Below are 25,580 nucleotides of genomic sequence, written 5' to 3'. Positions count from 1 at the left end.
GTCTGTCATCCCTGTCATCTCGGCCCCTGTAATCTTTGCGTTCGTCATACGTGTGTTTGCATGTCCGCGTTCGCCCACTCCGCGACCTCGTGGGCGATCGCCGTGATGGGCCTCGCCGATGTGTCCCAGGTTTTGTTCGCCAGCGCTTCGTAGATACTGCGCCGTGAGTCGACGAGGCGTTTCCAGGCAGCCAGCCGATCCTCGGTGATGTCGGCAGCGAGCAACGGACGAGCGCTCTGACCGCCGATTCGCAGCGCTGCAGCCTCCGCAGTGACCATGAGCAGGGCGACCCGGTGGGAGCGCAATGCCTGTTGCGTTCCTTCGTCCATCACGGCCCCGCCGCCCAGCGACACGACGCCGTCCGTCTCCAGCGACCGGGCGACCACTGCCCGCTCGATCCGGCGGAACGCCGCCTCGCCGCTGGTCTCGAAAATGCCGGCGATCGGTCCATGTTCGGCCACGATCGCGCTATCGGTGTCAACGAACCCTAGCTGCAGGTATTTGGCGATTGTCCGGCCAATACGCGATTTTCCGGCTGCCGGCGGGCCGATCAGTACGACAACGGGACGGGGCGACATGGCGCGGTTACGCGAACGGGCCGGTAGAACCGGTCGTCTTCACGGCATCCGGGATGGCTGCCAGGTACCCGTCGAGGTTGCGTGCCGTCTCGGCAACGGAGTCTCCGCCGAATTTTTCCAGCACCGCGTTGGCCAACACGAGCGCCACCATGGCCTCTGCCACAACGCCGGCTGCAGGAACAGCGCAGACGTCTGACCGCTGGTGGTGAGCCTCCGCCGCCGTTCCGGTTGCCACGTCAACGGTGCGCAAGGCACGCGGAACCGTCGCGATCGGCTTCATGCCTGCGCGCACCCGAAGCACGGTGCCTGTGCTCATACCGCCCTCGGTGCCACCCGCCTTGTCCGTTGACCGCATGATCCCCCCTTCGCTCTGGAAGAGTTCATCGTGCGCCTCTGAGCCGCGCCTGGTCGTGGTGAGGAACCCGTCCCCCACCTCGACGCCCTTGATTGCCTGGATGCCCATGAGCGCCGCTGCCAGCTGAGAATCGAGCCGTCGGTCCCAGTGGGTGTACGAACCGAGGCCGGGCGGCAGGCCGTAGGCAAGCACCTCCACGACCCCACCGAGGGTGTCGCCGTCGTCGTGCGCCTGATCGATTTCGGCAACCATGGCCGTCGTCGTGGCCGCATCGAAGCAGCGCACCGCGTTGGCGTCGAGGGCCGTGACGTCGGCTGCGGTGGGCAGGCGGGCGCCTTCCGGGACCCGCACGGTACCGATTGCCAGGGTGTGACTGACCAGGCGGATGCCCAACTGGATCAGGAACTGGCGCGCCACAGCCCCCAGGGCGACTCGTGCCGCTGTCTCCCGGGCGCTCGCACGCTCCAGGACGTTGCGCGCCTCATCGAACCCGTACTTCTGCATGCCGACCAGGTCGGCGTGGCCGGGGCGAGGCCTGGTAAGCGCCGCTCCGCGCCCCTTGGGCAGCGTTTCGGGGTCGACCGGGGACGCGCTCATGACATCGACCCAGCGTGGCCACTCGGTGTTGCCGATGCGAAGGGCGATCGGGCTGCCCATGGTCGCCCCGAAGCGCACCCCTCCGGAGATAGTGAGTTCGTCTTCCTCGAACTTCATCCGAGCGCCGCGGCCGTAGCCGAGCTTGCGGCGGGCGAGGTCGGCCCTGATGTCGTCAATGGATACCGGAACGCCGGCAGGGAGCCCCTCGAGGATGGCCACCAATTCCGGGCCGTGCGACTCACCTGCGGTTAACCAACGAAGCATGTATGAATCCTCCCACAGGCGCGATGAGGCTCAATCCTGCGCGAGCGGCCACATGCTGGCTCGCATGGCCCCCAGCACCTTCTGCTCGTCAGGCAGTTCGGTTTCCGGGTCTCCGGTGACGAAGATGCGCACCTGGACGAGTGCCTGCTCGATCAGCAACTCGGCGCCCGAAATGACCGGGGCGGAGACGCTGGTCCAGGTCTGCGCCAGCGTGGTGGGCCACGGGTCGTAGGCGACATCGAACAGGACCGATCCGCGCCGAACGTCCTCGGGAAACATCACGTTGACCACTGCACCGTTCGGGATGGTGCTGACCACAGCATCCGGATGCCCGACATCAGCCGTGACGTCGGAGAACGACCACAACTGCACGTCCATGTCCAGCTCGGCTGCCAGGTGTTCGAGCGCCGTCGCCTTCGACGGGGTGCGAAGCCAGAACCGGGCGGATGCGGCACCCAGCCGGGCCGCCGCAACCAGGGCGGACGCAGCCGTCGCACCGCCGCCCAGGATCACGACATTATCCAGCCGGTTGACGCCACTCGCTGTGAAGGCCCTGGTCATGCCGGCTACGTCGGTGTTGAACCCGCGACGGGTCCCACCGTCGAGAAGAACGGTGTTCACCACGCCGGTCAACTCAGCGACCTCGTCGAGGGTGTCGAGAAGCGGGATCACCTCGCGTTTCAGCGGCATTGTCAGCGAGACGCCCCGCCATTGCTGGTCACGGGTGTCCAGGAACTCGGCCAGCCGGTCGCCGGTCAGCTCGATCGCCTGATACTCCCAGGGAAGCCCGAGCGTGTCGTAAGCGGCCGATTGCAGCCGCGGAGACAGTGAATGGGTGATGGGGCTGCCCAGTACCGCGAGCTGCCTCGGCGTCCCGCTGAAACCAGTTTGGATACTCACGGGCCTAGTCGCAGTTCGGGCTCTGGGTCTCGCGGCACCACTTGCGCAGTTCCTCGACGGCCGCATTGTGTTGGGCATTCGTGTTGGTGAATTTGGTCTCCCCGGTCTCCAGGTTCACGGTGACGAAGTACAGCCAGTCTCCAGCGACTGGGTTCATCGCTGCTTCGATCGCCTGATCACCGGCAGCCCCGATCGGCCCGATAGGCAGCCCAGAATGCTTGTAGGTGTTGTACGGGTTGTCATCCGCGAGTTCTTCCTTCGACGTGAAGACGGAACTCTCCAGCCTCTCGCCGTGCTTCCAGGCGTAGCCGTAGTGCGAGGTGGAATCGAATTGGAGCAGCATGCCCTGGTCGACGCGGTTCTGGATGACTCGCGACACCTTGTAGAAGTCGTCCGGGTTGGAGCCGGCTTCTCGCTGGATCAACGATGCGATGGTCAGTACGCGGTGGCGGTCTTCCGCCGCAACACCGGCCGCGTCCAGGGACTGGAAGGTGCGCGCGACCAGCGTGTTGATGACGCTGGCCGTATCCACTCCGGGGTCGAAGGTGTAGCGGGCGGGGAAGAGGTAGCCTTCGAGGCTCGGCGCCTCGGCCGGAACACCGTAGGCAGCGGGGTCTGCCACTGCAGCCTCGTAGTCTTCGCGCGCCAGCCCGGTCCCCTCAATCAGCGCGTCGATCGTCTGGTCGACACTCCAGCCTTCCTTGATGAGAACGGATGCCTCGATCTTGTTGGCCGGGTCCTGAAGGGCTGCCAGCGCGGCTTTGGCGCTCATCTCCTGCTTGAGCTGGTAGTGCCCGGGGAAGAACACCACTTGGGGGTCCTGTGCCAGCAGCAACGTGTAGAACGCCTCGCTGGTACGCGTCACGCCCGCCTCTGTGAGCGCTGCCGAGATCTCTTGTCCACCGTCGCCGCTCTTGATCACCACGGTCGCCTCGCCGTGGCCAGGGCCCTCATAATCGATCGGCAGTTCCCAGCCCATGACTTTACGGATCTGGTCTTCGTAGTTGGCCCAGGCCCAGGATGTCGCCACTGCGGTACCGCCGAGCAGCACCACGACGATGCTGAGCGCGATTATCCAGCCCCTGCCTCGTCTTTTCTTCGGGGCACCCCTGCCATCGCGCCCGCCCGATCCTCGACGCGGCTTCGCGGCGGGTCGATCCGGCCGCGCAGCCGGCTGACTCGGCGGTGCTTCCGGTGCCCTGCGGCCTTCTGCTTCCCGCAATTGCCGGCGGCTCTGGGGCTGCTCCGTCCCCGCAGGAACCGGCGGCTGGTCAGTCGGCTGCTGGTCAGTCGGCTGCTGGCTGGGCGGCTGCTGGCTGGGCGAGGGGTCGGCTGTGAAGATGTCGTCCCAGTTGTCACCGGGTCCGTTCGAATCTGGCGCCACGCTTATGATCCTTCGTCCGGGTCAGCGAGCTCTCCGGGGGGACTTCCCGCCGAGCGCTCGAAGTCGAGGGCATGCTGCAAAATTATCACTGCGGCGACCTGATCAATCACTGGGCGCGAACTCCTGGAGTTGCGTCCGGAGGCGCGCAAAGCCTGCTGGGCGGTCACCGTCGACAATCTCTCGTCAACAAGTCTTACCGGAACTTCCACCCTGGCCGCCAGTTGGGCCGCGAAGCCGACCGCATCATCCGTCGACGCCGTCCTGGCGCCGGACAGCGACAGCGGAAGGCCCACGACCACCTCCATCGCCTCCAGCTCGGCAGCCAGTCCGGCTATCGCCGCCAGGTCACCCTCGCCTCGGGACACCGTCACGACCGGGGTTGCCAACATCGCGTGGGGGTCGCAGCGCGCTACGCCGATGCGTGCCTTGCCGACGTCGACTCCGATGCGCACTCCGGGTCGGAGCACCTCAGCCCCTCAGTGCGTCGCGGATGGCCGTCAGCGCTTCCGGAATGGCGTCAAGCCGTGACCCGCCGCCCTGCGCAAGGTCGTCCTTGCCGCCGCCACCACCGCCCAGGATGCCGGCAGCCGTCTTGGCCAATTGGCCCGCCTTGGCGCCCCGGTTTCGGGCCGGCTCGTTTGCTCCTACGATCACCGCGGGCTTGCCGTCGATGCTCGCGGCCAGGGCGACAACGCCCGCTTCTGGCAGCCTGCCCCGCACGGCGGTGACGAGCGACCGCAGGTCATCTGAGGAGTTCAGGATGCCGACGTCCTCCGTCACAACCGTGAGCTCGCCCATCCGCTGGGCACCCTGCACGAGCGCCGGTACGCGCTCGGAAAGCGCGGCAGACTCGTATTCGGCGATCTTCTTCTCCGCGGTCTTCAGGCTCGCCATCAGGTCGGCGATCCTCTCCGAGAGTTGTTCCCGCGGCGTCTTCAGATTTGCGGTCAGCTGGGACACGATCGCCCGCTCGGTCGCGAGATCGCGGAAGGCGTCCATGCCGACGAGCGCCTCAACCCGTCTGTTCGCTGAGCCGACGGATGATTCGCTCACCAGGTTGACCAGGCCGACTTCCGCACTGCGCGAGACGTGCGTGCCGGCACACAGTTCCCGTGACCACGGACCGCCGATGTCGACGACCCGGACCGTCGTGCCGTACTTCTCCCCGAACAACGCCATGGCGCCGAGGGCCTTGGCCTCATCCAGCGGCATGATGCGCGTCTCGACCTCGAGGTTCTGCCGGATCGCGTTGTTGGTGATCTCCTCGATCTCGCTGCGGGTGGCAGGCGACAACGCCTGGTTCCAGCTGAAGTCGAGCCGCATGAAGCCGGCCTTGTTGTACGAACCGGACTGGTGGGCATCCGGCCCCAGCACTTCACGCAAAGCCGCGTGGATCAGGTGCGTAGCCGAGTGCGCCTGGGTTGCCCCGCGACGCCACTCCGGGTCGACCACCGTTGTTGCTTGGTCACCAACCGCGACCTCACCGCTGGTCACCTGAACCCGATGGCTCACCAGACCCTTGACCGGTCGTTGCACGTCGAGTACCTCGAGGTCGAAGCCGGGGCCGACGATCGTGCCGGCATCCGCCTCCTGGCCACCGGATTCCGCGTAGAGCGAGGTCTCAGCGAGGATCACCTCGGCGATGTCGCCGGCAGCTGCACGATCCACCGATAGTCCGTCGACGATGAGGCCGAGAACGCGGCTCTCGGTCTGCAGGTACTCGTACCCGGTGAAAACGGTCTCACCCTTGGCGCGGAACTCGCCATACACCGAGAGGTCGGCGAGCAGCGTCTTCTTCGACTTGGCGTCGAGCTTCGCCTTGGTTCGCTGCTCCTGCATGAGCGTGTCGAAGGCGCCGCGGTCGACGGTCAGACCGGCCTCCTCCGCCATTTCCAGCGTGAGGTCGATCGGGAAGCCGAAAGTGTCGTGCAGCAGGAACGCCGTGTCTCCGGCCAGTTCAGCCGCTCCGGCCTTCTTCGTGTCCGCCACCGCGACATCCAGGATCGTCGTCCCGGTGGCGAGCGTCGCCAGGAACGTCTCTTCCTCGGCATAGGCGAGGCGGGAGATCCGGCCATAGTCGTGACCGACTTCCGGGTACGACGATTTCATGGCGTCCCGGGATGCGGGGAACAGTTCGGCGAAAACAGGCTCGTCAACGCCCAGCAGCCGCATCGCACGGACGCTGCGGCGGAGCAGCCGGCGCAGGATGTAGCCACGGCCCTCATTGGACGGCCTCACGCCGTCAGCCATCAGCATCAGGGCGGATCGCACATGGTCGGCAACCACACGCATCCGCACGTCGTCGCCGTGGTCTGCACCGTACTTGCGGCCGGAGAGTTCAGCGGCACGGTCCAGGACGGGGCGCACCTGGTCTATCTCGTAAAGATTGTCGACTCCCTGCTTGACGAACGCGACCCGTTCGAGGCCCATACCGGTGTCGATGTTCTTCTTCGGGAGTTCGCGCACGACACGGAAGTCGGTCTTGCTCTTCACGTCGTCGAGCAGGTACTGCATGAACACCAGGTTCCAGATCTCCAGGTACCGGGTGTCGTCCACTGCGGGGCCGCCGTCCGGACCGTACTGGGGGCCACGATCGAAATAGATCTCCGAGCAGGGGCCACCGGGGCCGGACTGGCCGGTGTGCCAGTAGTTGTCCGCAGCGCCGAGCCGCTGGATCCGCTCATCCGGCAGCCCGGCTATCTTCTTCCAGAGCGCTGCCGCCTCGTCGTCATCCTCGTAGACGGTGACCCAGAGGTCCTTCTCCGCGAAGCCGTAACCGCCGTCGGCCTCGCTCGAGGTGAGCAGCTCCCAGGCGTAAGCGATGGCCTGCTCCTTGAAGTAGTCGCCGAAGGAGAAGTTGCCGTTCATCTGGAAGAACGTGCCGTGCCTGGTGGTCTTGCCGACCTCCTCGATGTCGAGGGTGCGGATGCACTTCTGCACGCTGGTGGCGCGCGGGTACGGAGCCGGGATGAGACCGGAAAGGTACGGGATGAAGGGAACCATGCCGGCGATCGTGAACAGCAGCGTCGGGTCGTCGCTCACCAACGAGGCTGAGGGGACGACGGTATGGCCCCGCCCAGCGAAGAAGTCGAGCCAGCGTTGACGAATTTCAGCGGTTTGCATGGAGTCCTGTAGTGGTGGACCGGGCAGCGCCCGGTCGCAATGATCGGTTGGTTGCGGGAGAAGCGGTCAGTCCTGCACGCGCTTGGAGAGGTCGGCGATGGTCTCCTCCGCCTCGGCCACCGCTGCACGCAGCTCAGCCTCGCGGGACTTGTAGCCGTCGATAACGGCCCCGGTGAATTCGCGGGCAACCGAGTCGACATCCTCGAAGAATTGCCGGCCCTCCGGAGTCTTGTTGATCTGGTGGGCGGCGACGAAGCCGATCCCGGCACCGAGAATCAGCAACAGTAGGTTCTTCATGAACGTGCTCCTCATTGGTCTGGTGGATGCTGAAAGCTTACTTGCCGAGCGCTACTCGCCCGAAGCGGGCGGAGATGCGCCGCCCGGGGACGCGAAAAGCGGGCCACCATCCGGTGACCCGCTTTCGGCTCAAGTGTTGCGAAACCCTAGCGGGCTGCGTAGTACTCGACGACGAGCTGCACTTCACAGGTCACCGGGACCTCGGCGCGCTTCGGGCGACGCGCGAGGCGCACCTGCAGCTTGTCGAGCTCAACCTCGAGGTAGCTCGGGGTCTTGGGCAGGAGGTCGACGTGACCGCCGGCTGCCGCAACCTGGAACGGCTCCATGCCCTCGCTGCGGGCGTGGACCGCGACCAACTGGCCGGGCTTGACACGGAACGACGGGCGGTCGACACGCTGGCCGTCGACGATGATGTGACGGTGCACGATCATCTGGCGGGCCTGCGCGGTGGTCCGGGCGATGGCGGCGCGGACCAGGATGGCGTCGAGGCGCATCTCGAGCAGCTCGACCAGGTTCTCACCGGTCAGGCCCTCGGCGCGACGAGCCTCCTGGAAGACGATCTTCAGCTGCGCTTCGCGGATGCCGTACTGGGCACGCAGGCGCTGCTTCTCGCGCAGGCGGACAGCGTAGTCACTGTCGGTCTTGCGCTTGGTGCGGCCGTGCTCTCCCGGAGGATACGGGCGCTTCTCGAAGCCCTTGGCGGCCTTCGGGGTGAGCGGGATGCCCAGTGCCCGCGACAGGCGGGTCTTGCTACGTGTACGTGACTTGGTAGACACGGTTTCCTTTCAACATGCTTTCATCGGTCTTCTGACAGGGATTCGCGCACGCGGATGCGACCCGCGAAAAATAGAAGAGGGATGGTGTCGCGGGCCGGTTCGGCTAAAGAACCTGGTTCCCGGGAAACACAATGCCCCTGGGAACGCTGCCCTTGAGCATTGGAGTTGCTGCAGCCGTGCGCAACTCCCGCTCTAGACGGAGTAAATAGTATCACTTGCCCCGGATGATTCGCCGCAGCTTCTCCCACCGGGCTGAGATCTCCCGCTCATGCCCGCGCTCCTGCGGACGGTAGTACTGGCGGTCCCGGAGTTCGTCCGGGAGATGCTGTTGCTCCGCGACACCCAACTCGGAATCGTGCGGGTAGATGTAGCCCTTTCCGTGGCCGAGTTTCTTCGCCCCCGCGTAGTGGGCGTCACGCAGCGGTTTGGGGACGCGTCCGAAGTTGCCTGCCCGGACATCCGCAATCGCTTCACCGATCGCCAGGTAGGAGGCGTTCGACTTCGGCGCTGTCGCCAGGTAGACGACTGCCTGGGCGAGGGGTATCCGGCCTTCCGGCATGCCGATCAGCTGCACGGCCTGGGCCGCGGCGCTGGCGATGACCATCGCCTGCGGGTCGGCCATGCCGATGTCCTCCGATGCACTGATGATGATGCGCCTGGCGATGAACCGCGGGTCCTCCCCCGCTTCGATCATCCTGGCCAGGTAATGCAGCGCGGCGTCCACGTCGGAGCCACGGATCGACTTGATGAAGGCGCTGATCACGTCGTAGTGCTCATCGCCATTGCGGTCGTAACGCAACAGGGCGCGGTCGACCGCCAGCGCGACGGTTTCTGCGGTGATCACTGGACGGGCGGAACCAGCGACCGAGGTGGCGGATGCTGCAGCGGCTTCGAGGGCCGTCAACGCCCGGCGCGCATCACCGGACGACAGCCGGATCACATCCGCACGCGCCTTCGGATCGAGGTCGACCTTGCCGTCGAGGCCCCGCGGGTCGGAGACGGCGCGGTCGATCAGGATGCCGAGGTCGTCATCGCTCAACTGCTGAAGCGTCAACAGCAGCGAACGGGACAGCAGCGGCGAGATCACCGAGAACGACGGGTTCTCGGTTGTCGCCGCGACGAGGATCACCCACCCGTTCTCCACCCCAGGCAGAAGCGCGTCCTGCTGCGCCTTCGAGAACCGGTGGATCTCGTCCAGGAAGAGAACGGTGGAGACCCCGTAGAGGTCGCGGGACGACAGTGCCGCCTCCATGACCTCCCGTACATCCTTGACCCCCGCGTTGACAGCCGACAGCTCGACGAACTTTCGCCCTGAGCTGTGGGCGATGGCCTGCGCCAGGGTCGTCTTGCCCGTTCCCGGCGGGCCCCAAAGGATCACGGAGACGGATCCCTGAGTGTCCGAATCGGCGGATGCCAGGCTCACCAGCGGGGAGCCAGGACCCAGCAGGTGCTTCTGTCCGGCGACCTCGTCGAGGCTGCGCGGGCGCATCCGAACGGCGAGTGGGGTCGCGCCGCCGCGTAAACCAAGCTGCCCGTCCACCATGCGCTCAATGCTACGGCCACCGCCAGACACCCCCGTGTTGTCAGGTCGGCTAAAGTTCTTGGGGGCAGCAGGCACCCTGCCAGCCAGGCGCTATCGACCACGCAGTATCGACGACCACGCACTATCGACGGAGGACAAGTGGCACCGAGCAAGACAGCCGAACGCGATGCACGTGCGGCACGGGACCGCCTCCGCCGCTACAACGCCAGGCAGGCGGTGTTCTCGCACACCGTTCGCCGCCGTGTTCGGGACAACGTCATCTGGGTCGTCATCGCCGTCCTCGTCATCACCCTGGCCACCGTGACCCAGGTTCTGTACTTCACCGCCGGCCCGGGGGCCCCTGAGCCTGCGCCGGTCGAGTCGGCTGATCCGGTCGATCCGGTCGAGGAGGGCTCGAATGCCGAGGCCGTGCCCGACCCGTCTCTCGCCGAGGCGCGGACCTGGACCGGCGAACTCACTCTCAATGACGTCGCCCTGGGCATCCAGCTCGACGGCGCAGCAGCACCGCAGGCGGTCTCCGCTTTCATTGGCGACGTGCAGAGCGGTTACTTCCCCGGCAAGACCTGCCACCGCCTCACCGATAACGGCTTCTTCGTCCTCCAGTGCGGCTCGATCGACGGTACCGGTTCAGGGGACCCTGACTACAGCTACGGCCCGATCGAGAACGCGCCAGCCGACAACGTGTACCCGGCCGGGACGATCGCCATGGCGCGCGCCGGCGGCGATGCCTTCAGCAACGGCCACCAATTCTTCATCGTCTACGAGGACACCACCATTCAGGCGGATGCTGCCGGCGGCTACACGGTGATCGGGCAGGTGACCTCCGGGCTCGACCAGCTCATCGAGCAGATCGCCAGCAAGGGCGTGGCCGATGGGGCGCACGATGGCGCACCGGTGGTTTCGACAACGATCACCGGCGTCAGCGTGGAATAAGGAATTGTGGAATAGGCGGGTGCAATAGGCTGGGCACCGGCCATCAGCAGCAATCGGCTCCGGTAAACAAGGTGAGACTGTGACTACGAACAACCAGGAATCATGGGGCCGCGTCGATTCGACCGGCACCGTCTTTGTACGCGACGGCGACGTGGAACGCGAGGTCGGGCAATTCCCCGACGGCACGCCGGAAGAGGCATTGGCGTACTTCCAGCGGAAGTACACCGACCTTGCCGGACAGGTGACCCTGCTCGAACAGCGCATCAAGCGTGGAACGCCCGCCGCCGACATCGCTTCAACAGTGGATGCCCTCCGCAAGACGCTGGAAACCGCGAACGCTGTTGGCGACCTGGCATCGCTGCGTGCCCGCCTGGATGCGCTCGGCGGCGCGGTTGGCGAACTCACCGAGAAGCAGCTCGCCGAGAACAAGGCGGCGCTCGACGAAGCGGTAGCGGAGCGCACCGCGCTGGTTGTCGAAGCGGAGAAACTCGCCGCACGGGATCCGGCGAAAGCCCAGTGGAAGTCGGTCAGCGCCGAATTGGACGACATTTTCGCCCGCTGGCAGAAACACCAGCAGGATGGCCCACGGCTGCCGAAGGCGGAGGGCAATGAACTGTGGAAGCGGTTCAGGGCCGCACGCACCACGATCGAGACGCACCGCAAGGCGTTCTTTGCTGAGCTCGACGCCACGCACAAGCAGGCGCGCAACCAGAAGCAGGAACTGGTCGAGAAAGCCGAGGCGCTCGTCCCCCAGGGTGTTGCCGGAATCCCCGCCTACCGCTCCCTTCTGGAGGCGTGGAAGGCGTCCGGGCGCGCCGGCAAGAAGTTCGATGACGCGCTCTGGGCCAAGTTCAAGGCAGCCGGTGACGCCCTGTACTCGGCGAAGTCGGAGGTGGACGCCAAGGACAACGAGGAGTTCTCTGCCAACCTGGACCTGAAGCTCGCGCTGCTGGCCGAAGCCGAGCCGCTCCTGACCGAGACCGACCGGTCCAAGGCACGGAACGCGCTCGCTTCAATCCAGACTCGCTGGGACCAGGTCGGCAAGGTGCCGCGCGACAAAGTGAAGTCGGTCGAGGACCGCCTGCGCAAGGTCGAGACCGCGGTGCGCAAACTTGACGATGAGCATTGGCAGAAGAACAATCCGGAGCGTCAGGCGCGCTCGGAGGGGCTGGCCAGCCAGCTTCACGACGCAATAGCGAAGCTGGAGGAGGAACTCGCCGCAGCCCGCGCGAGTGGAGACGCCAAGCGCATCGCAGAGGCCCAGGAAGCCCTTGACGCACGCAAGGCCTGGCTGGGAGCGATCGGCTCCTGACCCGGCACCTGCTCACAGGCGCGACCGGCAGCCGGTTTCCCACAAATCGCAGGCTGGAGCTTCTCGCCGCTCAGAGGCAGCCCACCATGGGTGCATGACACCTCGCCTGCCCGCCGTGCTCTCCCCCGCCGACCTGCCGATCGCGGAATTGTCTGCCGCGAGGCTCGATGGCGACCTCTTCGCCATTGCGGACTGCTTCAGCCCAGTCGACCTTCCCGAGCAATCAGCCGATCGTGCGCAGGCGGCTGCGCAGCAGCTCTCCGGAAGAGTGATCGTGGAACGGCTGTCCGCAGCGTGGGTGTTCGGTGTGATGGACTCACCGCCCAGCGAGCACCAGTTCTGTTCAGCAGCGGATGCCCGGGCAAAGCCGTCCACGCTCCGCAGGCTCGTCGTTCGTGAGGTCGTGATCGATGACAATGAGATCGTTGTGCTCGGCGGAGTTCGCGTGACCTCACCACTGCGCACCGCCTGCGACCTGGTCAGGTCAAGTTCCGGGTTCGATGTGCCCCTGCAATTGATGGTGCTGCGGCTCCTCGGCCTGGCCGGGGCATCCGTCGAGGATTGCGTCACCCTTCTGGATCGGCGCCGTAATCTCCCGGGGAAGGTGCGAACACTGGATCGCTTGCGGTCCCTGGCGTTGCCTTCGGTATCAGCCGTTGCTGACGCGGTAGACGTCGTAGACGGCGTCGATTCTCCGCACCGCGTTGAGCACCCTGTCCAGGTGGGTGGTGTCTCCCATCTCGAAGACGAACTTGCTGAGCGCCAGGCGGTCGGATGACGTGGTGATGGTCGCCGAGAGGATGTTGACGTGGTGCTCGGACAACACGCGCGTGATGTCGGAGAGCAGTCCGGAGCGATCGAGCGCTTCCACCTGAATCTGAACCAGGAAGACGCTGGTCGACGTTGGCGCCCACTCGACCTCGATGATCCGCTCGGGCTCCTTCATCAACTCAGCCACGTTGATGCACGAAGCCTGGTGCACGGAGACGCCGGATCCGCGCGTGACGAAGCCGACGATGTCATCACCGGGGACCGGCGTGCAGCACTTGGCCAGCTTCACCAGGATGTCGGGTGCTCCCTTGACCAGCACGCCGGAACCGCTGTCGTTCTGGCGGCGGCGGCGGCCTTTGGCCGGGATGGGGATGTCGGAGTCCTCGTTCTCCGAGTGCAGCGAAGCAACGACCTTCTCCAGTACCGATTGGGTGGACACATGGCCTTCGCCAACGGCCGCGTACAGGGCGGTGACGTCTTCGTAACGGAGGAGCGCGGCAACCTCGTTCAGCGAGTCCTGGCCCATGAGCTTCTGCAGCGGGAGGTTCTGCTTGCGCATGGCCCGGGCAATGGAGTCCTTGCCCTGCTCCACCGCCTCATCACGGCGCTCCTTCGTGAACCACTGTCGGATCTTGTTGCGTGCCCGAGTGCTCTTCACGAAGGTGAGCCAGCCCTGGCTCGGCCCGGCATCCGGGTTCTTCGAGGTGAAGACCTCGACGACGTCACCGCTGCTGAGTTGGCTTTCGAGCGGGACGAGGCGCCCGTTCACCTTTGCCCCCATGGTGCGATGGCCGACCTCGGTGTGCACCGCGTACGCGAAGTCCACAGGTGTCGCGCCGCCCGGAAGGCCGATCACCTTGCCCTGCGGGGTGAAGACGTAGACCTCCTTGGCGCCGATCTCGTAGCGTAGCGAGTCAAGGAACTCCCCCGGATCCGAGGTCTCGGCCTGCCAATCGGAGATATGGGCGAGCCAGGCCATGTCGGTGTCACTGCCCAGCGGCTTGAGGACACCCTTGCCGCTCACCCGCTCCTTGTACTTCCAGTGGGCCGCCACGCCGAACTCCGCACGGCGGTGCATCTCTTCGGTGCGGATCTGGATCTCCACGGCGCGGCCGTTCGGCCCGATGACGGAGGTGTGGAGTGACTGGTAGAGATTGAACTTCGGGGTGGCGATGTAGTCCTTGAACCGGCCGGGAATCGGCGTCCACCTGGCGTGGATAGACCCGAGCACCGCATAGCAGTCGCGAACCGAGCCCACCAGCACCCGGATGCCCACCAGGTCGTAAATTTCGTCGAACTCGCGTCCGCGGAGCACCATCTTCTGGTAGATCGAGTAGTACTGCTTGGGCCTACCGGCCACTTTGCCCTTGATCTTCGCGGCCTTCAGGTCTTCACGAACAGCGTCGATCACCTGCTGGAGGAACTCGTCGCGTTGTGGGGTGCGCTGCTTGACCAGGTTCTCGATCTCGAGGTACAGCTTGGGATGCAGCACGGCGAATGAGAGGTCTTCCAGCTCCCATTTGATGGTCTGGATGCCGAGGCGGTGCGCGAGCGGAGCATAGATCTCCAGGGTCTCCCGAGCCTTGCGCGCCGCGGACTCGGAGTCGACGAAGCCCCAGGTGCGGGCATTGTGAAGGCGGTCTGCGAGCTTGATCAACAGCACGCGGATGTCTTTGGACATCGCGACGACCATCTTTCGCACTGTCTCCGACTGCGCACTGTCTCCGTACTTAAGTTTGTCCAGCTTGGTGACGCCGTCGACCAGCATCGCGATCTCGTCGCCGAACTCGTCGCGCAGCATGTCGAGCGAGTAGTCGGTGTCTTCCACGGTGTCGTGCAGCAGCGCGGCGGCCAGCGTCTTGGGGCCGATGCCGAGTTCGGCAAGGATCTGTGCCACCGCAACCGGGTGGGTGATGTACGGTTCACCGCTGCGGCGGAGCTGTCCGCGGTGTGCCTCTTCTGCGCGCGCGTATGCACGCTCGATCACGTCGAGGTCGGCCTTGGGGTCGTTCGCGCGGACCTTCTTGAGCAGGATGTCCATGCCGCCGGACGGCTGAGCCCTGGAGAAGATCCGGGGAATCAGGCTCCGCCTGGCGACCGGGCTTGGCGACGTGACCTCTGTCATATCCCCTCCTCCGGCTTGCTCACTCCAGAATACCGTGGCAAGGGTGGAGGTCTGACCTACTCGGCGCTGGCAGTGCGAAGCGCAAGTGCGCGCGCGGTCTGCTTCTTGATCTCCGGCTCGTTCTCCCTCAAATGGGCATAGATCGGGGCACCGATGAAGATGGTCGACGTGGTACCCAGGATGATGCCGACCAACAGTGCCAGCGAGATGTCCCGCAGGGTGTCGGCGCCGAGCACGAACGATCCGATGAACAGGATGGCGGCAACCGGCAACGCGGCGACGACACCGGTATTGATGGAACGCACCAGCGTCTGGTTGACGGCCAGGTTGACCGCTTCTCCGAAGGTCTGGCGGGACTCTGGCCCGAGTTCCGCGGTGTTCTCGCGGACCTTGTCGAACACCACGACAGTGTCATAAAGGGCGAAGCCGAGGATTGTCAGGAAGCCGATGATCGCGCCGGGCGTCACCTCGAATCCGGTTGCCGCGTAGACACCGGCGGTGATCACCAGGACGTTGATGAGCGACAGGAGTGCGGCGATGGACATCTTCCAGGTGCGGAAGTACATCGCCATCATGATGACGGCGAGTGCGAGGAATACGACGAGGGCGCGCACGGCCTGGGCCGTGATGTCGGCGCCCCAACTGGGTCCGATGAAGGAGGCGGTCACGTCTGCAGCTGGGATGTCGTATGCCTCGGCGAGGGCCTGGGCGACGCTGTTGGTCTCGTCGTCGGTGAGCTTGTCGGTCTGAATGCGCAGGCCACTCGCCCCCACGGACGTCACATGGGCGACCTGCTCGGGGACCACGCTTTGCACGGCATCGATCGCCGGCTGCTGTTCGGGATTGGCGGCCTCAGTGATCTGGAACTGGGAGCCGCCCCGGAATTCGATGCCGAAGTTGAAGCCGTTGATGATCGGAATCACGATGGAGATCGCCATTCCGATGATGGCGATGGTGTACCAGACGCGGTATTTGCCGACGAAGTCGTACGACCGCTTGCCGGTGTAGAGGTCGTTTCCGAACTGAGTGAGATTGGCCATCAGGACTACTTCCCCCTGGAGGATGCGTTCGAGCTGGACTTGGCCGCGGATTCCGCAGCCTTTCGCTCAGCAATGGTCTGTCGGCGCACCGCTTCTCGCGACGCACCCACGAGCTTCGGCGATTTTGCAATGGGTGCGCGGAACTGGGCGCGCCCTCGGTAGACCGCTCCCAGGGCGTGTGGGTCTAGCCCGCTCAGCTTGTGGCCGTTCGAGAAGAACGGGGTGGTTGCGAGCAGTTGCAGCATCGGGTGCGTGAAGACCACCACCACGAGCACGTCGATCACCGTCGTGATCCCCAGGGTGAGGGCGAAGCCCCGGACGTTTCCGATCGCCAGTACGAAGAGCACGATGGCCGACAGGAGGTTGACACCCTTGGCCGCCAGGATGGTGCGGAGCGCCCGCTTCCAGCCGGCTTCGACCGCGCCCACCAGGCTCTTGCCGTCACGCAGTTCATCACGGATGCGCTCGAAGTAGACGATGAAGGAGTCGGCGGTGAAACCGATCGCCACGATAAGGCCGGCGACCCCGGCCAGTGACAATCGGAACCCCATTCGCCACGACATGATGGCTATCACCAGATAGGTCAGTACGGCGGCCACGACGAGCGACGCGACCGTGACGGAGCCCAGCAGGCGGTACTGGAACAGCGAGTAGATGACCACCAGGAACATTCCGATGAGTCCGGCGATGATCCCGCTCGAGAGCTGCGTGTCACCCAGCGTTGCCGAGATCACTTCTCTGCTCTGCACCTCGAAGCCGATCGGCAGCGCGCCGAACTTCAGTTGGTCGGCGAGTGTCTTCGCGCTGTCCTGGGTGAAGTTTCCGCTGATCTCTGCCTTGCCATCGGTGATGGCAGCGTTGGTGGTCGGGGCGGTGATGACCTGTCCATCCAGCACGATCGCGAACTGGTTGCGAACACCCTCGAGCGTGATCAGCCTGCGAGTGACGTCGGCGAACGCCTCGGCGCCTTCATCATCGAAGTGCATGTTGACAGCCCACTGGCCGGTGGTGACGCCCTGGCTGTTCATGGCCAGCCCGTGGCTGGCATCCGAGATGTTTGCGCCGCGGACCTCGACCGGGCCAAGGATGAACTTCTGTGTGCGCGTGTCATCACAGGTGATGAGCGGTTCCGCTTCCGGAGCCACGTTCGCGCCGGCTTCGTCGAGGCTGTCGCAATCGAACTTGGTGAAATCGTCGAAGAGCTTCTCGGTGATCCAGCTCGGGTCGCTCGCGTCAGTCGGGCTGGCGGTCGGTGTCGAGTTCAGGGTCGGTTCTGGAGTCTCCTCAGCACCGGGTTCGGGGGTAGCGGTCGAATCCTCGCCGTCCTCCCCCATCTCGGTGGTCGTCGCGGCGTCGGTGTAGAGAACCGGGCGGAACTCGAGCTTGGCCGAAGACTCCAGCCGGTCGAGGGTCTCCTTGTCGGGGACGCCCGGCAGGGAGACGGTGATGTTCTGGGTTCCCTGCGTTGCGATTTCAGCCTCAGCCACACCACTCGCATCGATTCTCTGGCGGATGATCGACACGGCTTGGTTCAGCTGTTCTTCCGTGACCGTCTGCCCACTCTCGAGCTGCGGCGCAAGCACGATCTGCGTGCCTCCCTGAAGGTCGAGCGCCAGCTTGGGGGCCCAGGAGGCACCGCTGCCCCAGAGGATTCCCGCACCGTTGATGGCGATGAGACCGACGATGATGACCAGCAACCAGGTCAGTGCACGCCAAGCCTTCTTGACCGGGGTCGATCTTGCCACCTGGTTACTCAGCTTTCTTCACGTCGGTTGCACCGCGCAGGCGCAGACTCTCTCGGGCCACATTCATTGGAGAACTGGCGGCAGGTGCCGCCGGACTCACAACAGGTTAGTGGTTACTCGCGGTCTTTCTTCGCACCCTTGCGAGCCGGCTTCACCGGCTCCTCCTCGATGCGCTCCCCGAACTCGGGGGCTGTGGTGTCTTCGGGAAGAGCCTCGATGACGGCGTCGTCCTCGGCCGAGACCTCGGCATCATCGGCGATCACTTCTTCTTCGACTGCCTTGAGGATCGTCTGGCGGTGGATGCGCAGCACGGTGCCTGGGGTGGTTTCGATGAGTGCGATGTTGTTCTCATCGTCAATCGAGATGATTGTTCCGTAGAGACCGTAGTTGGTCATGATCTCCGTGCCGGGGAGCATTTTCTCCTGGAGTTCGGCAGCCTCAGTGCGACGCTTCTTCGCAGTGCGGAACTGCATGAAGACGAACAGGCCCAGGGCGACGACGACGATAATAAGAAACGGATCCATGACGGGACCTTCCAAAGCTTGAGGGGGATCCAGTCGGCGGGCAGCGCTGTGCACAACTGGCAAGGTTCAACTATAGATCATCGGTGAACAAGCTATCCGTGTGGCGAACGAGCCCGAAATGCTTCCAGGCCAGGCTCGTCGCGACTCGGCCACGTGGCGTCCGCGTGATCATGCCGATCCGCACCAGGAATGGCTCCACCACGGATTCGATGGTCTCCGCCTCCTCACCGACCGACACCGCGAGCGTGTTCAGGCCGACCGGTCCGCCGTCGAATCGGGTGAGAATGATGTCCATGACCGCGCGGTCAAGGCGATCCAGTCCCAACTCGTCCACGTCATAGAGTTCCAGCGCCGCGTGAACAGCGGTCAGGCCGTCGTCTCCGTGGACGAGGGAATAGTCCCGCACCCTGCGCAGCAAGCGGTTGGCGATTCGAGGTGTTCCCCGGCATCGCCCGGCTATCTCAGCGAGTGCCGACCTGTCGATGGGCAGCTCGAGCAGCGCAGCTGCACGCTGCAGCACCATCTCCAGTTCCGGCTCCGAATAGAACTCGAGGTTCGCGGTGAAGCCGAAGCGATCGCGCAGGGGGTTTGGCAGAAGCCCTGAGCGCGTCGTTGCACCGACGAGGGTGAATGGTGCCAGGTCCAGTGGGATGGATGTTGCGCCAGCGCCCTTGCCGACCATGATGTCGATCCGGAAGTCTTCCATCGCCAGGTAGAGCATCTCTTCGGCAGCGCGGGCCATCCGGTGGATCTCGTCGATGAAGAGGATCTCCCCCGGCACGAGGGAAGAGAGCACGGCTGCCAGGTCGCCGGCGTGCTGGATTGCCGGGCCACTGGACATGCGAAGCGGCCGGCCGCTCTCCTGGGCCACGATCATGGCGAGTGTGGTCTTGCCGAGGCCGGGAGGCCCTGCCAGCAGGATGTGATCGGGGGTACGATTCTGCATCTCGGCTGCCCGCAGCAGCAACTCGAGTTGTGCCCGCACCTTGGACTGTCCCACGAATTCGGCCAGCGACTTGGGCCGAAGGGCACCTTCGAAGGCGAGCTCGGCTTCGGATTCGGGAGTCGGGCGCACCACCGCGACGGCCGGATCGTCCTGGAATTCCGAGGGTGTCATGGCGTCTTCACCTCGCCGCGCTGAGCCGGGCCCAACTGGGCCAGGGCCAGGCGCAGCAGTGCGGGTACCGCATCACGCTCCGCCGGCGAGGCGGCGGTGATGGCGTCGTCCACTGCCTGCGTTGCGACCCTCTCCGACCAGCCGAGGCTGACCAGGGCTGCGAGCACGCTGGACCCGGTGGAAGTGTCGGATGCGGTTCCCTGAGGGCTTGAGACTGCCGCGACGTGGAGCTTCCCAGCGAGGGAAAGCACAATGAGCTTGGCGGTCTTCGGGCCGATCCCGGATACCTTCCGGAATGCGCCGTCATCCTCAGTGGCGACGGCGGTAGCGATCTGCTGCGGGGACATCGCGGCGAGAACGCCCATCGCCGACTTCGGGCCGACACCGGTCACCCCACGGAGCAGGTCGAACACTGTCAGTTCCTCGGCCTCCCGGAACCCGTAGAGTGCCAGGTCGTCTTCCCGCACGATGAGCGCCGTGTACAGACGGGCTTCGGCTCCCAGCTGAACGGACAACGCGTGCTGCGGTGTGACGGTGATCGACAGGCCGACGCCACCCACTTCGACGGCGACAGTGGAGCCGACCGCGGCCAATACCGGGCCGCGCACAGAGGAGATCATGGCTCCACCCTACGAGCGGCCGCCGACTTCGGAGCCTTACGCTCCGCGGCGCGCCACGCCCGTTGTGCCGGGGTCAGGGACGAGTTCGCGGAGGGGCCAGCCTGCGCCGTCCCCAAATTCCAGCCGTGGCAGATGGCGAGTGCAAGAGCATCCGATGCGTCGGCAGGAGTCGGCGGCGTGGCCAGTCCGAGAATCCGCGCGACCATTGTTGCAACCTGCTTCTTGTCGGCCGATCCGTAGCCGGTGACCGAGGCCTTCACCTCGGAAGGCGTATGCAGCCCGACGGCCAGCTCCTGCCTCGCGGCCAGCAACAGGACCACCCCGCTGGCCTGCGCCGTCCCCATCACCGTTCTCAGGTTCTGCTGGGCGAATACCCGCTCCAGTGCGACGGCGTCAGGACGGTACTCGGCAAGGAGGCTTTCCAGTCCGGCACCGAGTCCCAGGAGCCGTTTCTCCAGGTCGAGTTCCGGATCCGAGCGGATGACGCTCACGTGCACCAGCCGCGCCTTGCGGTTCGGTTCGACGTCGATGACACCGACACCGCAGCGGGTGAGGCCGGGGTCGACTCCGAGCACTCGGAGTGTCATGGGTGTAGTCGCCTAGTCCTCGTCAAGCTGGGCCTGGACTTCGGGTGAAACCTCGTAATTGGCGAAGATGTTCTGCACGTCGTCCAGGTCTTCGAAGGCGTCGATCAGCTTGAAGACCTTCCGGGCGGTCTCCAGGTCGAGCTCGACGTGCAGGTTCGGCACGAACTCGGCCTCGGCGGAGTCGTAGTCGATCCCCGCCTCCTGCAGGGCGGTGCGGGCAGCCACCAGGTCCGTCGGCTCAGTGATCACTTCAAAGCCGGCTCCGCGGTCGATGACTTCCTCAGCACCGGCATCGAGAACAGCCATCAGGATGTCGTCCTCGGTCACCGTGTCGGTCTTGCTGATCGAGATGACGCCCTTGCGGTTGAAGTTGTATGCGACGCTGCCGGGGTCGGCCATGGTGCCGCCGTTGCGGGTCATCGTCGTGCGCACCTCTGCAGCGGCGCGATTCTTGTTGTCGGTGAGGCACTCGACCAACAGCGCGACGCCACCCTGGGCGTAGCCCTCATACATGATGGTCAGGTATTCGACGGACTCGCCGGACAGCCCGGCGCCGCGCTTGACGGCACGGTCGATGTTGTCGTTCGGAACCGAGGTCTTCTTGGCCTTCTGGATCGCATCAACGAGGGTCGGATTGCCCGACAGGTCGGCCCCGCCCATCTTCGCAGCGACCTCGATGTTCTTGATCAGCTTCGCGAACGCCTTGGCGCGCCGCGAATCAGTGATGGCCTTCTTGTGCTTGGTGGTTGCCCATTTGGAGTGACCTGACATGGATCACATTCTACCCAGCCGGCAACGACGGGCCGGCGCATGGCGGTGCGATCAGCTGCGCCGGCGCACCTTGTCGAGGAAGTACTCGTGGAACCGAGTTTCGCCGGTCATCTCGGGATGGAATGAGGTGGCGAGCAGGTTTCCGCTCTCGGCGGCCACCACGCGCCCGTCGTCGAGGGTGGCGAGTGCTGTCACGCCTGCCCCGAGCACCTCCACCACTGGTGCGCGGATGAAGACGGCATGCACCGGGGTGTCCCCCACCGCCGGCACGTCCAGGTCCACCTCGAACGATTCGACCTGCGACCCGAAAGCGTTCCTGCGCACTTCGATGTCGAGACCGCCCAGCGTCTGCTGCCCGTCGATTCCATCAAGGATGCGATCGGCCAGCATGATCATTCCGGCGCAGGTTCCGTAAACCGGCAGACCATCTCTGATCGCGGCACGCAACGGGCCGGCCAGGCCGAAGGTCCTGGACAGCTTGTCCATGACGCTGGACTCGCCGCCGGGAATCACCAGCCCGGCCACCTCAGCCAGTTCCTCCGGCCGTCGTACTGGGCGTGCATCCGCCCCCAGGGAACGCAGCACGGCGATGTGCTCGCGAAAGTCTCCCTGGAGCGCGAGCACACCGATCGTCCCGGGTACTGCTGCAGTCGTGTTCGTAGTGGGACTACCAGCCACGCTCGGCGAGCCGGTGCGGTGCGGCCAGGTCGGACACGTTGATTCCGACCATCGCCTCGCCGAGACCGCGCGAAGCCTCGGCGATCACCGCCGGGTCGTCGTAGAAGGTCGTCGCCTTGACGATTGCCGCTGCGCGCTGTGCCGGGTTGCCCGACTTGAAGATTCCCGAACCGACGAACACGCCGTCGGCTCCGAGCTGCATCATCAACGCCGCGTCGGCCGGGGTCGCAACCCCGCCAGCGGTGAACAGCACGACGGGCAGGGTGCCGGTCTTGGCAACCTCGAGAACGAGTTCGTACGGTGCCTGGAGGTCCTTGGCCGCGACATACAGCTCGTCGGTGCTGAGGGAGCCGAGGCGGGCGATCTCGCGCTTGATGGTGCGGATGTGCTTGGTCGCCTCAGAGACATCGCCGGTGCCGGCCTCACCCTTCGAGCGGATCATCGCAGCGCCCTCGTTGATGCGGCGCAGCGCCTCACCGAGGTTCGTTGCCCCGCAGACGAACGGGATAGTGAACGGCCACTTGTCGATGTGGTTGACGTAGTCGGCCGGGCTGAGAACCTCTGACTCGTCGATGTAGTCGACGCCGAGCGACTGCAGAATCTGTGCTTCGACGAAGTGGCCGATGCGGGCCTTCGCCATGACCGGGATCGAGACGGTGGCGATGATGCCGTCGATGAGGTCGGGGTCGCTCATGCGGGCGACGCCGCCCTGCGAGCGGATGTCGGCTGGGACGCGCTCCAGGGCCATGACGGCGACGGCGCCCGCGTCTTCGGCGATTTTCGCCTGCTCAGCGTTGACGACGTCCATGATGACGCCACCCTTGAGCATTTCGGCGAGGCCGCGCTTGACGCGGTTGGAGCCGACCGTGTTGGTCTCGGCAGCGGTGGTGCCGTTGTCGGGTGAAGTGCTTGTGGTCATGCTGCTGATTCTACCTTCGTCGTGTGGTGGGGTTCTGCGGTGGGAAAGGGGCTTGCGGCTCTAGCGGGGCCAGGCCTGGGCGATCTCGTCGCGCACTTCTCCCAGCAACCTCGGCACGGCTTTCGTGCGGGCCACGATGGGGAAGAAGTTCGAGTCGAGCGCCCACCGCGGCACGATGTGCTGGTGCAGGTGTTCAGCGATCCCTGCGCCGGCGATCCTGCCCTGATTCATGCCGAGGTTGAAGCCGTCACACGAGGATACCTGTCGCAGCACGCGCATCGCCGTCTGGGTGAGGCTACCAATCTCGGCAATCTCTTCGCTGGTCGCCTCGTCATACATTGCAACATGGCGGTATGGGCAGACCAAAAGGTGACCCGAGTTGTACGGGAACAGGTTGAGCAGCACGTAGGCGTGCTCACCCCTGGCAACGATCAGCGCATCCTCGTCGGCTTTGGACGGTGCGAGGCAGAACGGGCAGGCATCCTCTTCCGGCTGCTGGCCTTCCTGGATGTAGACCAGCCGATGCGGTGTCCACAACCGCTGGAACGCGTCGGGTACCGCGGCAAAGTCGGCACCGTCTTCGACCGCGATGCCGGTCTCCGGGTCGATCACCTCAGACCTGCGCCTTCGTCTCGATGGATTCGCGGATGCGCGCGATCGCGTCGGCCACCGGGATCCCGTTCTCCTGGGTTCCGTCCCGGAACCGGAAACTGACCGCCCCGGCTGCGCGGTCGTCTTCGCCTGCGATGAGCTGGTAAGGCACCTTGGCCTTGGTGTGGGTACGGATCTTCTTCGGCATCCGGTCACTGGAATGATCCACTTCGGCCCGCACGCCGACAGTCTTCAGCTGGTCGATCACGTCATCGAGGTATGGGCCGTACTCTTCGGCGACCGGAATCCCGACAACCTGCACCGGCGACAGCCACACCGGGAAGGCGCCGGCATAGTGCTCCAGCAGGATGGCGAAGAAACGCTCGATCGATCCGAAAAGTGCACGGTGGATCATGATCGGACGCTGCCTGGACCCATCGCGGTCGGTGAACTCGAGGTCGAAACGTTCCGGCAGGTTCGGATCGACCTGGACCGTGGACAGCTGCCACTCGCGTCCGATCGCGTCGCGAGTCTTGAGGTCGATCTTGGGCCCGTAGAACGCGGCCTCGCCTGGAACCTCGGTGAGCTTCAGCCCACTGCGCAGGGCGACCTGGCGCAGGGCATCCGTGGAGCTGTCCCAGAACTCCTCCGAACCGATCCACTTGTCCTTGTGGTCGTCTTTCATCGACAGTTCGAGCTCGAACTCGGTCAGGCCGAAATCTCGCAACATGGAGACAACGAATTCGAGGACCTTCGCGACCTCATCCTGCAGCTGGTCAGGGGTCACGAAGAGGTGCGAGTCGTCCTGGGTGAAGCCACGCACCCTGGTCAGTCCGTGCAGGGCACCGGAGAGTTCGTTGCGATACACCGTGCCGTTCTCGGCGAGTCGCATCGGGAGGTCGCGATAGCTGCGTCCACGCTCCTTGTAGATCAGGATGTGCATCGGGCAGTTCATCGGCTTGAGGTAGTAGTCAGAGCCCTGCCGGGTCACGTTGCCCTCGGCGTCCCGTATCTCGTCCATGTGGATGGGAGGGAACATGCCGTCCTTGTAGGTGACCAAGTGATTGGACTGCAGGAACAGGTCAGCCTTGCTGATGTGCGGGGTGTAGACGTAGGTATACCCAGCCTCGCGATGACGCCGCAGGGCGTGCTGCTCGATCTCCTGGCGGATGATCCCGCCGCGAGGGTGCCAGACCGAGAGCCCGGAACCGATCTCCTCCGGAAAGGAGAAGAGGTCGAGCTCCTTGCCCAGCTTGCGGTGATCGCGGCGGGCGGCTTCCTCCATCCGCTCCTGATACGTACGCAGCTCGTCCTTGCTGGGCCAGGCCGTTCCGTAGATGCGCTGGAGCTGCTGGTTCTTCTCCGAGCCGCGCCAATAGGCGGCAGCCACCCTGGTGAGGGCGTATCCGTTGCCGATCATCCTCGTGTTCGCCAGGTGCGGTCCGCGGCACAGGTCTTTCCAGAGCGTTTCGCCGGTCTTGGGGTCGACGTTGTCGTAGATGGTGAGCTCGGCACCGCCGACCTCGACCGACTCGTTGCTTGTACTGAGCTCCGTCGAAGTGTCGCCAGTCTGGTCGGTCGCACCTTTGAGCCCGATCAGTTCAAGCTTGTATGGCTCCTTCGCCAGTTCCGCCCGCGCCTCGTCCTCGGTCACGACGCGACGCTGGAAACGCTGGCCCTGCTTGATGATGCGCTGCATCGCCTTGTCGATCGCCTTCAGGTCTTCCGGCGTGAATGGCTCTTCCACGTCGAAGTCGTAGTAGAAGCCGTCGACGATCGGGGGGCCGATGCCGAGCTTCGCGGTCGGGTTGATCGCCTGCACCGCCTGGGCGGCAACGTGCGCTGCGGAGTGCCGCAGGATGTCCAGCCCGTCCGGAGAATTGATGCTCACCGGCTCGACGGCATCCGTCTCGGAGACGGTCGTCGCCAGGTCCCGAAGCTCCCCGTTGACGCGGATCGCGACAATGTCGCGGTCGGTGAATAGGTCGAATCCGGTTTGCTGGCTGCTCATTCACCCAACTTTAGCGGCG

23 protein-coding genes and 1 pseudogene are annotated in these 25,580 nt (G+C 65.0%); 3 read left to right on the top strand and 21 right to left on the bottom strand.

Translation table 11 applies throughout. The features are described 5' to 3' along the window. Positions 1 to 44: 44 nt before the first annotated feature. The 9 genes from ACX3O0_RS04245 to ACX3O0_RS04205 all read right to left on the bottom strand — a co-directional run bounded on the left by ACX3O0_RS04245 (position 45) and on the right by ACX3O0_RS04205 (position 9,817). A complete protein-coding gene (locus ACX3O0_RS04245; RefSeq protein ID WP_459106894.1) occupies positions 45 to 578 on the bottom strand; it encodes a shikimate kinase in 534 nt (177 codons plus the stop codon). A 7-nt stretch (positions 579 to 585) separates the two neighbouring features. After that, positions 586 to 1,794, bottom strand: coding sequence for a chorismate synthase (gene aroC, locus ACX3O0_RS04240; RefSeq protein WP_459091414.1), 1,209 nt, complete (start codon positions 1,792 to 1,794; stop codon positions 586 to 588). Positions 1,795 to 1,824: 30 nt separating this feature from the next. Further along, entirely contained in the window at positions 1,825 to 2,694 is an 870-nt protein-coding gene (locus ACX3O0_RS04235) for a shikimate dehydrogenase family protein (protein ID WP_459106893.1), read from the bottom strand. A 4-nt stretch (positions 2,695 to 2,698) separates the two neighbouring features. After that, entirely contained in the window at positions 2,699 to 4,078 is a 1,380-nt protein-coding gene (mltG, locus tag ACX3O0_RS04230) for an endolytic transglycosylase MltG (RefSeq protein WP_459106892.1), read from the bottom strand. Positions 4,079 to 4,080: 2 nt separating this feature from the next. Next, positions 4,081 to 4,545, bottom strand: coding sequence for a Holliday junction resolvase RuvX (gene ruvX / locus ACX3O0_RS04225; protein ID WP_459091408.1), 465 nt, complete (start codon positions 4,543 to 4,545; stop codon positions 4,081 to 4,083). A gap of 1 nt (position 4,546) precedes the next feature. Beyond that, positions 4,547 to 7,201: an alanine--tRNA ligase gene (gene alaS / locus ACX3O0_RS04220; RefSeq protein ID WP_459106891.1), complete on the bottom strand. Its 2,655-nt coding sequence runs from the start codon at positions 7,199 to 7,201 to the stop codon at positions 4,547 to 4,549. A gap of 66 nt (positions 7,202 to 7,267) precedes the next feature. Further along, complete coding sequence (locus ACX3O0_RS04215; protein WP_459091404.1) at positions 7,268 to 7,498, bottom strand: hypothetical protein; 231 nt, start codon at positions 7,496 to 7,498, stop codon at positions 7,268 to 7,270. 146 nt (positions 7,499 to 7,644) lie between these two features. Beyond that, positions 7,645 to 8,274 carry a 30S ribosomal protein S4 gene (rpsD, locus tag ACX3O0_RS04210; protein ID WP_459091402.1) on the bottom strand — a complete coding sequence of 210 codons (630 nt, stop codon included), beginning with the start codon at positions 8,272 to 8,274 and terminating at the stop codon, positions 7,645 to 7,647. Positions 8,275 to 8,485: 211 nt separating this feature from the next. Beyond that, positions 8,486 to 9,817, bottom strand: coding sequence for a replication-associated recombination protein A (locus ACX3O0_RS04205; protein ID WP_459091400.1), 1,332 nt, complete (start codon positions 9,815 to 9,817; stop codon positions 8,486 to 8,488). Positions 9,818 to 9,955: 138 nt separating this feature from the next. Between ACX3O0_RS04205 and ACX3O0_RS04200 the strand changes: the two genes are divergently transcribed. The 3 genes and pseudogenes from ACX3O0_RS04200 to ACX3O0_RS04190 form a co-directional block, all read left to right on the top strand. Next, on the top strand, positions 9,956 to 10,750 hold the full coding sequence (locus ACX3O0_RS04200; RefSeq protein ID WP_459091399.1) for a peptidylprolyl isomerase: 795 nt from the start codon (positions 9,956 to 9,958) through the stop codon (positions 10,748 to 10,750). A 79-nt stretch (positions 10,751 to 10,829) separates the two neighbouring features. After that, the gene (locus ACX3O0_RS04195) at positions 10,830 to 12,062 is read left to right on the top strand and encodes a DUF349 domain-containing protein (protein ID WP_459106890.1); all 1,233 of its coding nucleotides are present in this window, start codon (positions 10,830 to 10,832) and stop codon (positions 12,060 to 12,062) included. 94 nt (positions 12,063 to 12,156) lie between these two features. Beyond that, positions 12,157 to 12,549: pseudogene (locus ACX3O0_RS04190) on the top strand (type IV toxin-antitoxin system AbiEi family antitoxin); the annotation flags it as partial. Positions 12,550 to 12,711: 162 nt separating this feature from the next. Here the strand turns inward: ACX3O0_RS04190 and ACX3O0_RS04185 are convergent. The 12 genes from ACX3O0_RS04185 to thrS form a co-directional block, all read right to left on the bottom strand. Next, on the bottom strand, positions 12,712 to 14,958 hold the full coding sequence (locus tag ACX3O0_RS04185; RefSeq protein ID WP_459091395.1) for a RelA/SpoT family protein: 2,247 nt from the start codon (positions 14,956 to 14,958) through the stop codon (positions 12,712 to 12,714). Positions 14,959 to 15,014: 56 nt separating this feature from the next. Next, on the bottom strand, positions 15,015 to 15,998 hold the full coding sequence (secF, locus tag ACX3O0_RS04180; protein WP_459106889.1) for a protein translocase subunit SecF: 984 nt from the start codon (positions 15,996 to 15,998) through the stop codon (positions 15,015 to 15,017). Between the two features lie 5 nt (positions 15,999 to 16,003). After that, positions 16,004 to 17,743 (bottom strand): protein translocase subunit SecD, encoded by a 1,740-nt coding sequence (secD, locus tag ACX3O0_RS04175; RefSeq protein ID WP_459091391.1) that lies wholly within the window; start codon positions 17,741 to 17,743, stop codon positions 16,004 to 16,006. A gap of 113 nt (positions 17,744 to 17,856) precedes the next feature. Beyond that, positions 17,857 to 18,267: a preprotein translocase subunit YajC gene (yajC, locus tag ACX3O0_RS04170; RefSeq protein ID WP_459091389.1), complete on the bottom strand. Its 411-nt coding sequence runs from the start codon at positions 18,265 to 18,267 to the stop codon at positions 17,857 to 17,859. A gap of 70 nt (positions 18,268 to 18,337) precedes the next feature. Then, positions 18,338 to 19,384 (bottom strand): Holliday junction branch migration DNA helicase RuvB, encoded by a 1,047-nt coding sequence (ruvB, locus tag ACX3O0_RS04165; RefSeq protein ID WP_459091387.1) that lies wholly within the window; start codon positions 19,382 to 19,384, stop codon positions 18,338 to 18,340. After that, positions 19,381 to 20,004, bottom strand: coding sequence for a Holliday junction branch migration protein RuvA (ruvA, locus tag ACX3O0_RS04160; RefSeq protein ID WP_459091384.1), 624 nt, complete (start codon positions 20,002 to 20,004; stop codon positions 19,381 to 19,383). Before ruvA ends, ruvB begins: the two co-directional genes overlap by 4 nt. After that, positions 20,001 to 20,591 carry a crossover junction endodeoxyribonuclease RuvC gene (gene ruvC, locus ACX3O0_RS04155; protein ID WP_459091382.1) on the bottom strand — a complete coding sequence of 197 codons (591 nt, stop codon included), beginning with the start codon at positions 20,589 to 20,591 and terminating at the stop codon, positions 20,001 to 20,003. Before ruvC ends, ruvA begins: the two co-directional genes overlap by 4 nt. Before the next feature lie 12 nt (positions 20,592 to 20,603). Continuing rightward, positions 20,604 to 21,362: a YebC/PmpR family DNA-binding transcriptional regulator gene (locus ACX3O0_RS04150; RefSeq protein ID WP_459091381.1), complete on the bottom strand. Its 759-nt coding sequence runs from the start codon at positions 21,360 to 21,362 to the stop codon at positions 20,604 to 20,606. 51 nt (positions 21,363 to 21,413) lie between these two features. Then, the gene (gene pdxT, locus ACX3O0_RS04145; protein WP_459106888.1) at positions 21,414 to 22,040 is read right to left on the bottom strand and encodes a pyridoxal 5'-phosphate synthase glutaminase subunit PdxT; all 627 of its coding nucleotides are present in this window, start codon (positions 22,038 to 22,040) and stop codon (positions 21,414 to 21,416) included. Beyond that, complete coding sequence (gene pdxS, locus ACX3O0_RS04140) at positions 22,030 to 22,959, bottom strand: pyridoxal 5'-phosphate synthase lyase subunit PdxS (RefSeq protein WP_459091378.1); 930 nt, start codon at positions 22,957 to 22,959, stop codon at positions 22,030 to 22,032. The genes pdxT and pdxS overlap by 11 nt, the downstream gene beginning before the upstream one ends. 60 nt (positions 22,960 to 23,019) lie before the next feature. Further along, on the bottom strand, positions 23,020 to 23,571 hold the full coding sequence (locus ACX3O0_RS04135) for an HIT family protein (protein ID WP_459091377.1): 552 nt from the start codon (positions 23,569 to 23,571) through the stop codon (positions 23,020 to 23,022). A gap of 1 nt (position 23,572) precedes the next feature. Further along, the gene (gene thrS, locus ACX3O0_RS04130) at positions 23,573 to 25,561 is read right to left on the bottom strand and encodes a threonine--tRNA ligase (RefSeq protein ID WP_459106887.1); all 1,989 of its coding nucleotides are present in this window, start codon (positions 25,559 to 25,561) and stop codon (positions 23,573 to 23,575) included. Positions 25,562 to 25,580: the final 19 nt, after the last annotated feature.

Source organism: Homoserinimonas sp. A447 (assembly GCF_054489325.1).
Note: the sequence above shows the minus strand (reverse complement) of the source record. Positions and strands in the feature narration are given on the sequence as shown.

What these genes read in the sequence shown, in the direction of transcription:
- ACX3O0_RS04205 (WP_459091400.1), bottom strand. Translation starts at nt 9,817, where the DNA reads ATGGTGGACGGGCAGCTTGGTTTACGCGGCGGCGCGACCCCACTCGCC.
- alaS (WP_459106891.1), bottom strand. Translation starts at nt 7,201, where the DNA reads ATGCAAACCGCTGAAATTCGTCAACGCTGGCTCGACTTCTTCGCTGGG.
- ruvC (WP_459091382.1), bottom strand. Translation starts at nt 20,591, where the DNA reads ATGACACTCCGAGTGCTCGGAGTCGACCCCGGCCTCACCCGCTGCGGT.
- ACX3O0_RS04185 (WP_459091395.1), bottom strand. Translation starts at nt 14,958, where the DNA reads ATGACAGAGGTCACGTCGCCAAGCCCGGTCGCCAGGCGGAGCCTGATT.
- yajC (WP_459091389.1), bottom strand. Translation starts at nt 18,267, where the DNA reads ATGGATCCGTTTCTTATTATCGTCGTCGTCGCCCTGGGCCTGTTCGTC.
- pdxS (WP_459091378.1), bottom strand. Translation starts at nt 22,959, where the DNA reads ATGACCACAAGCACTTCACCCGACAACGGCACCACCGCTGCCGAGACC.
- aroC (WP_459091414.1), bottom strand. Translation starts at nt 1,794, where the DNA reads ATGCTTCGTTGGTTAACCGCAGGTGAGTCGCACGGCCCGGAATTGGTG.
- thrS (WP_459106887.1), bottom strand. Translation starts at nt 25,561, where the DNA reads ATGAGCAGCCAGCAAACCGGATTCGACCTATTCACCGACCGCGACATT.
- ACX3O0_RS04245 (WP_459106894.1), bottom strand. Translation starts at nt 578, where the DNA reads ATGTCGCCCCGTCCCGTTGTCGTACTGATCGGCCCGCCGGCAGCCGGA.
- ACX3O0_RS04215 (WP_459091404.1), bottom strand. Translation starts at nt 7,498, where the DNA reads ATGAAGAACCTACTGTTGCTGATTCTCGGTGCCGGGATCGGCTTCGTC.
- ruvA (WP_459091384.1), bottom strand. Translation starts at nt 20,004, where the DNA reads ATGATCTCCTCTGTGCGCGGCCCGGTATTGGCCGCGGTCGGCTCCACT.
- secF (WP_459106889.1), bottom strand. Translation starts at nt 15,998, where the DNA reads ATGGCCAATCTCACTCAGTTCGGAAACGACCTCTACACCGGCAAGCGG.
- ACX3O0_RS04150 (WP_459091381.1), bottom strand. Translation starts at nt 21,362, where the DNA reads ATGTCAGGTCACTCCAAATGGGCAACCACCAAGCACAAGAAGGCCATC.
- ruvB (WP_459091387.1), bottom strand. Translation starts at nt 19,384, where the DNA reads ATGACACCCTCGGAATTCCAGGACGATCCGGCCGTCGCGGTGGTGCGC.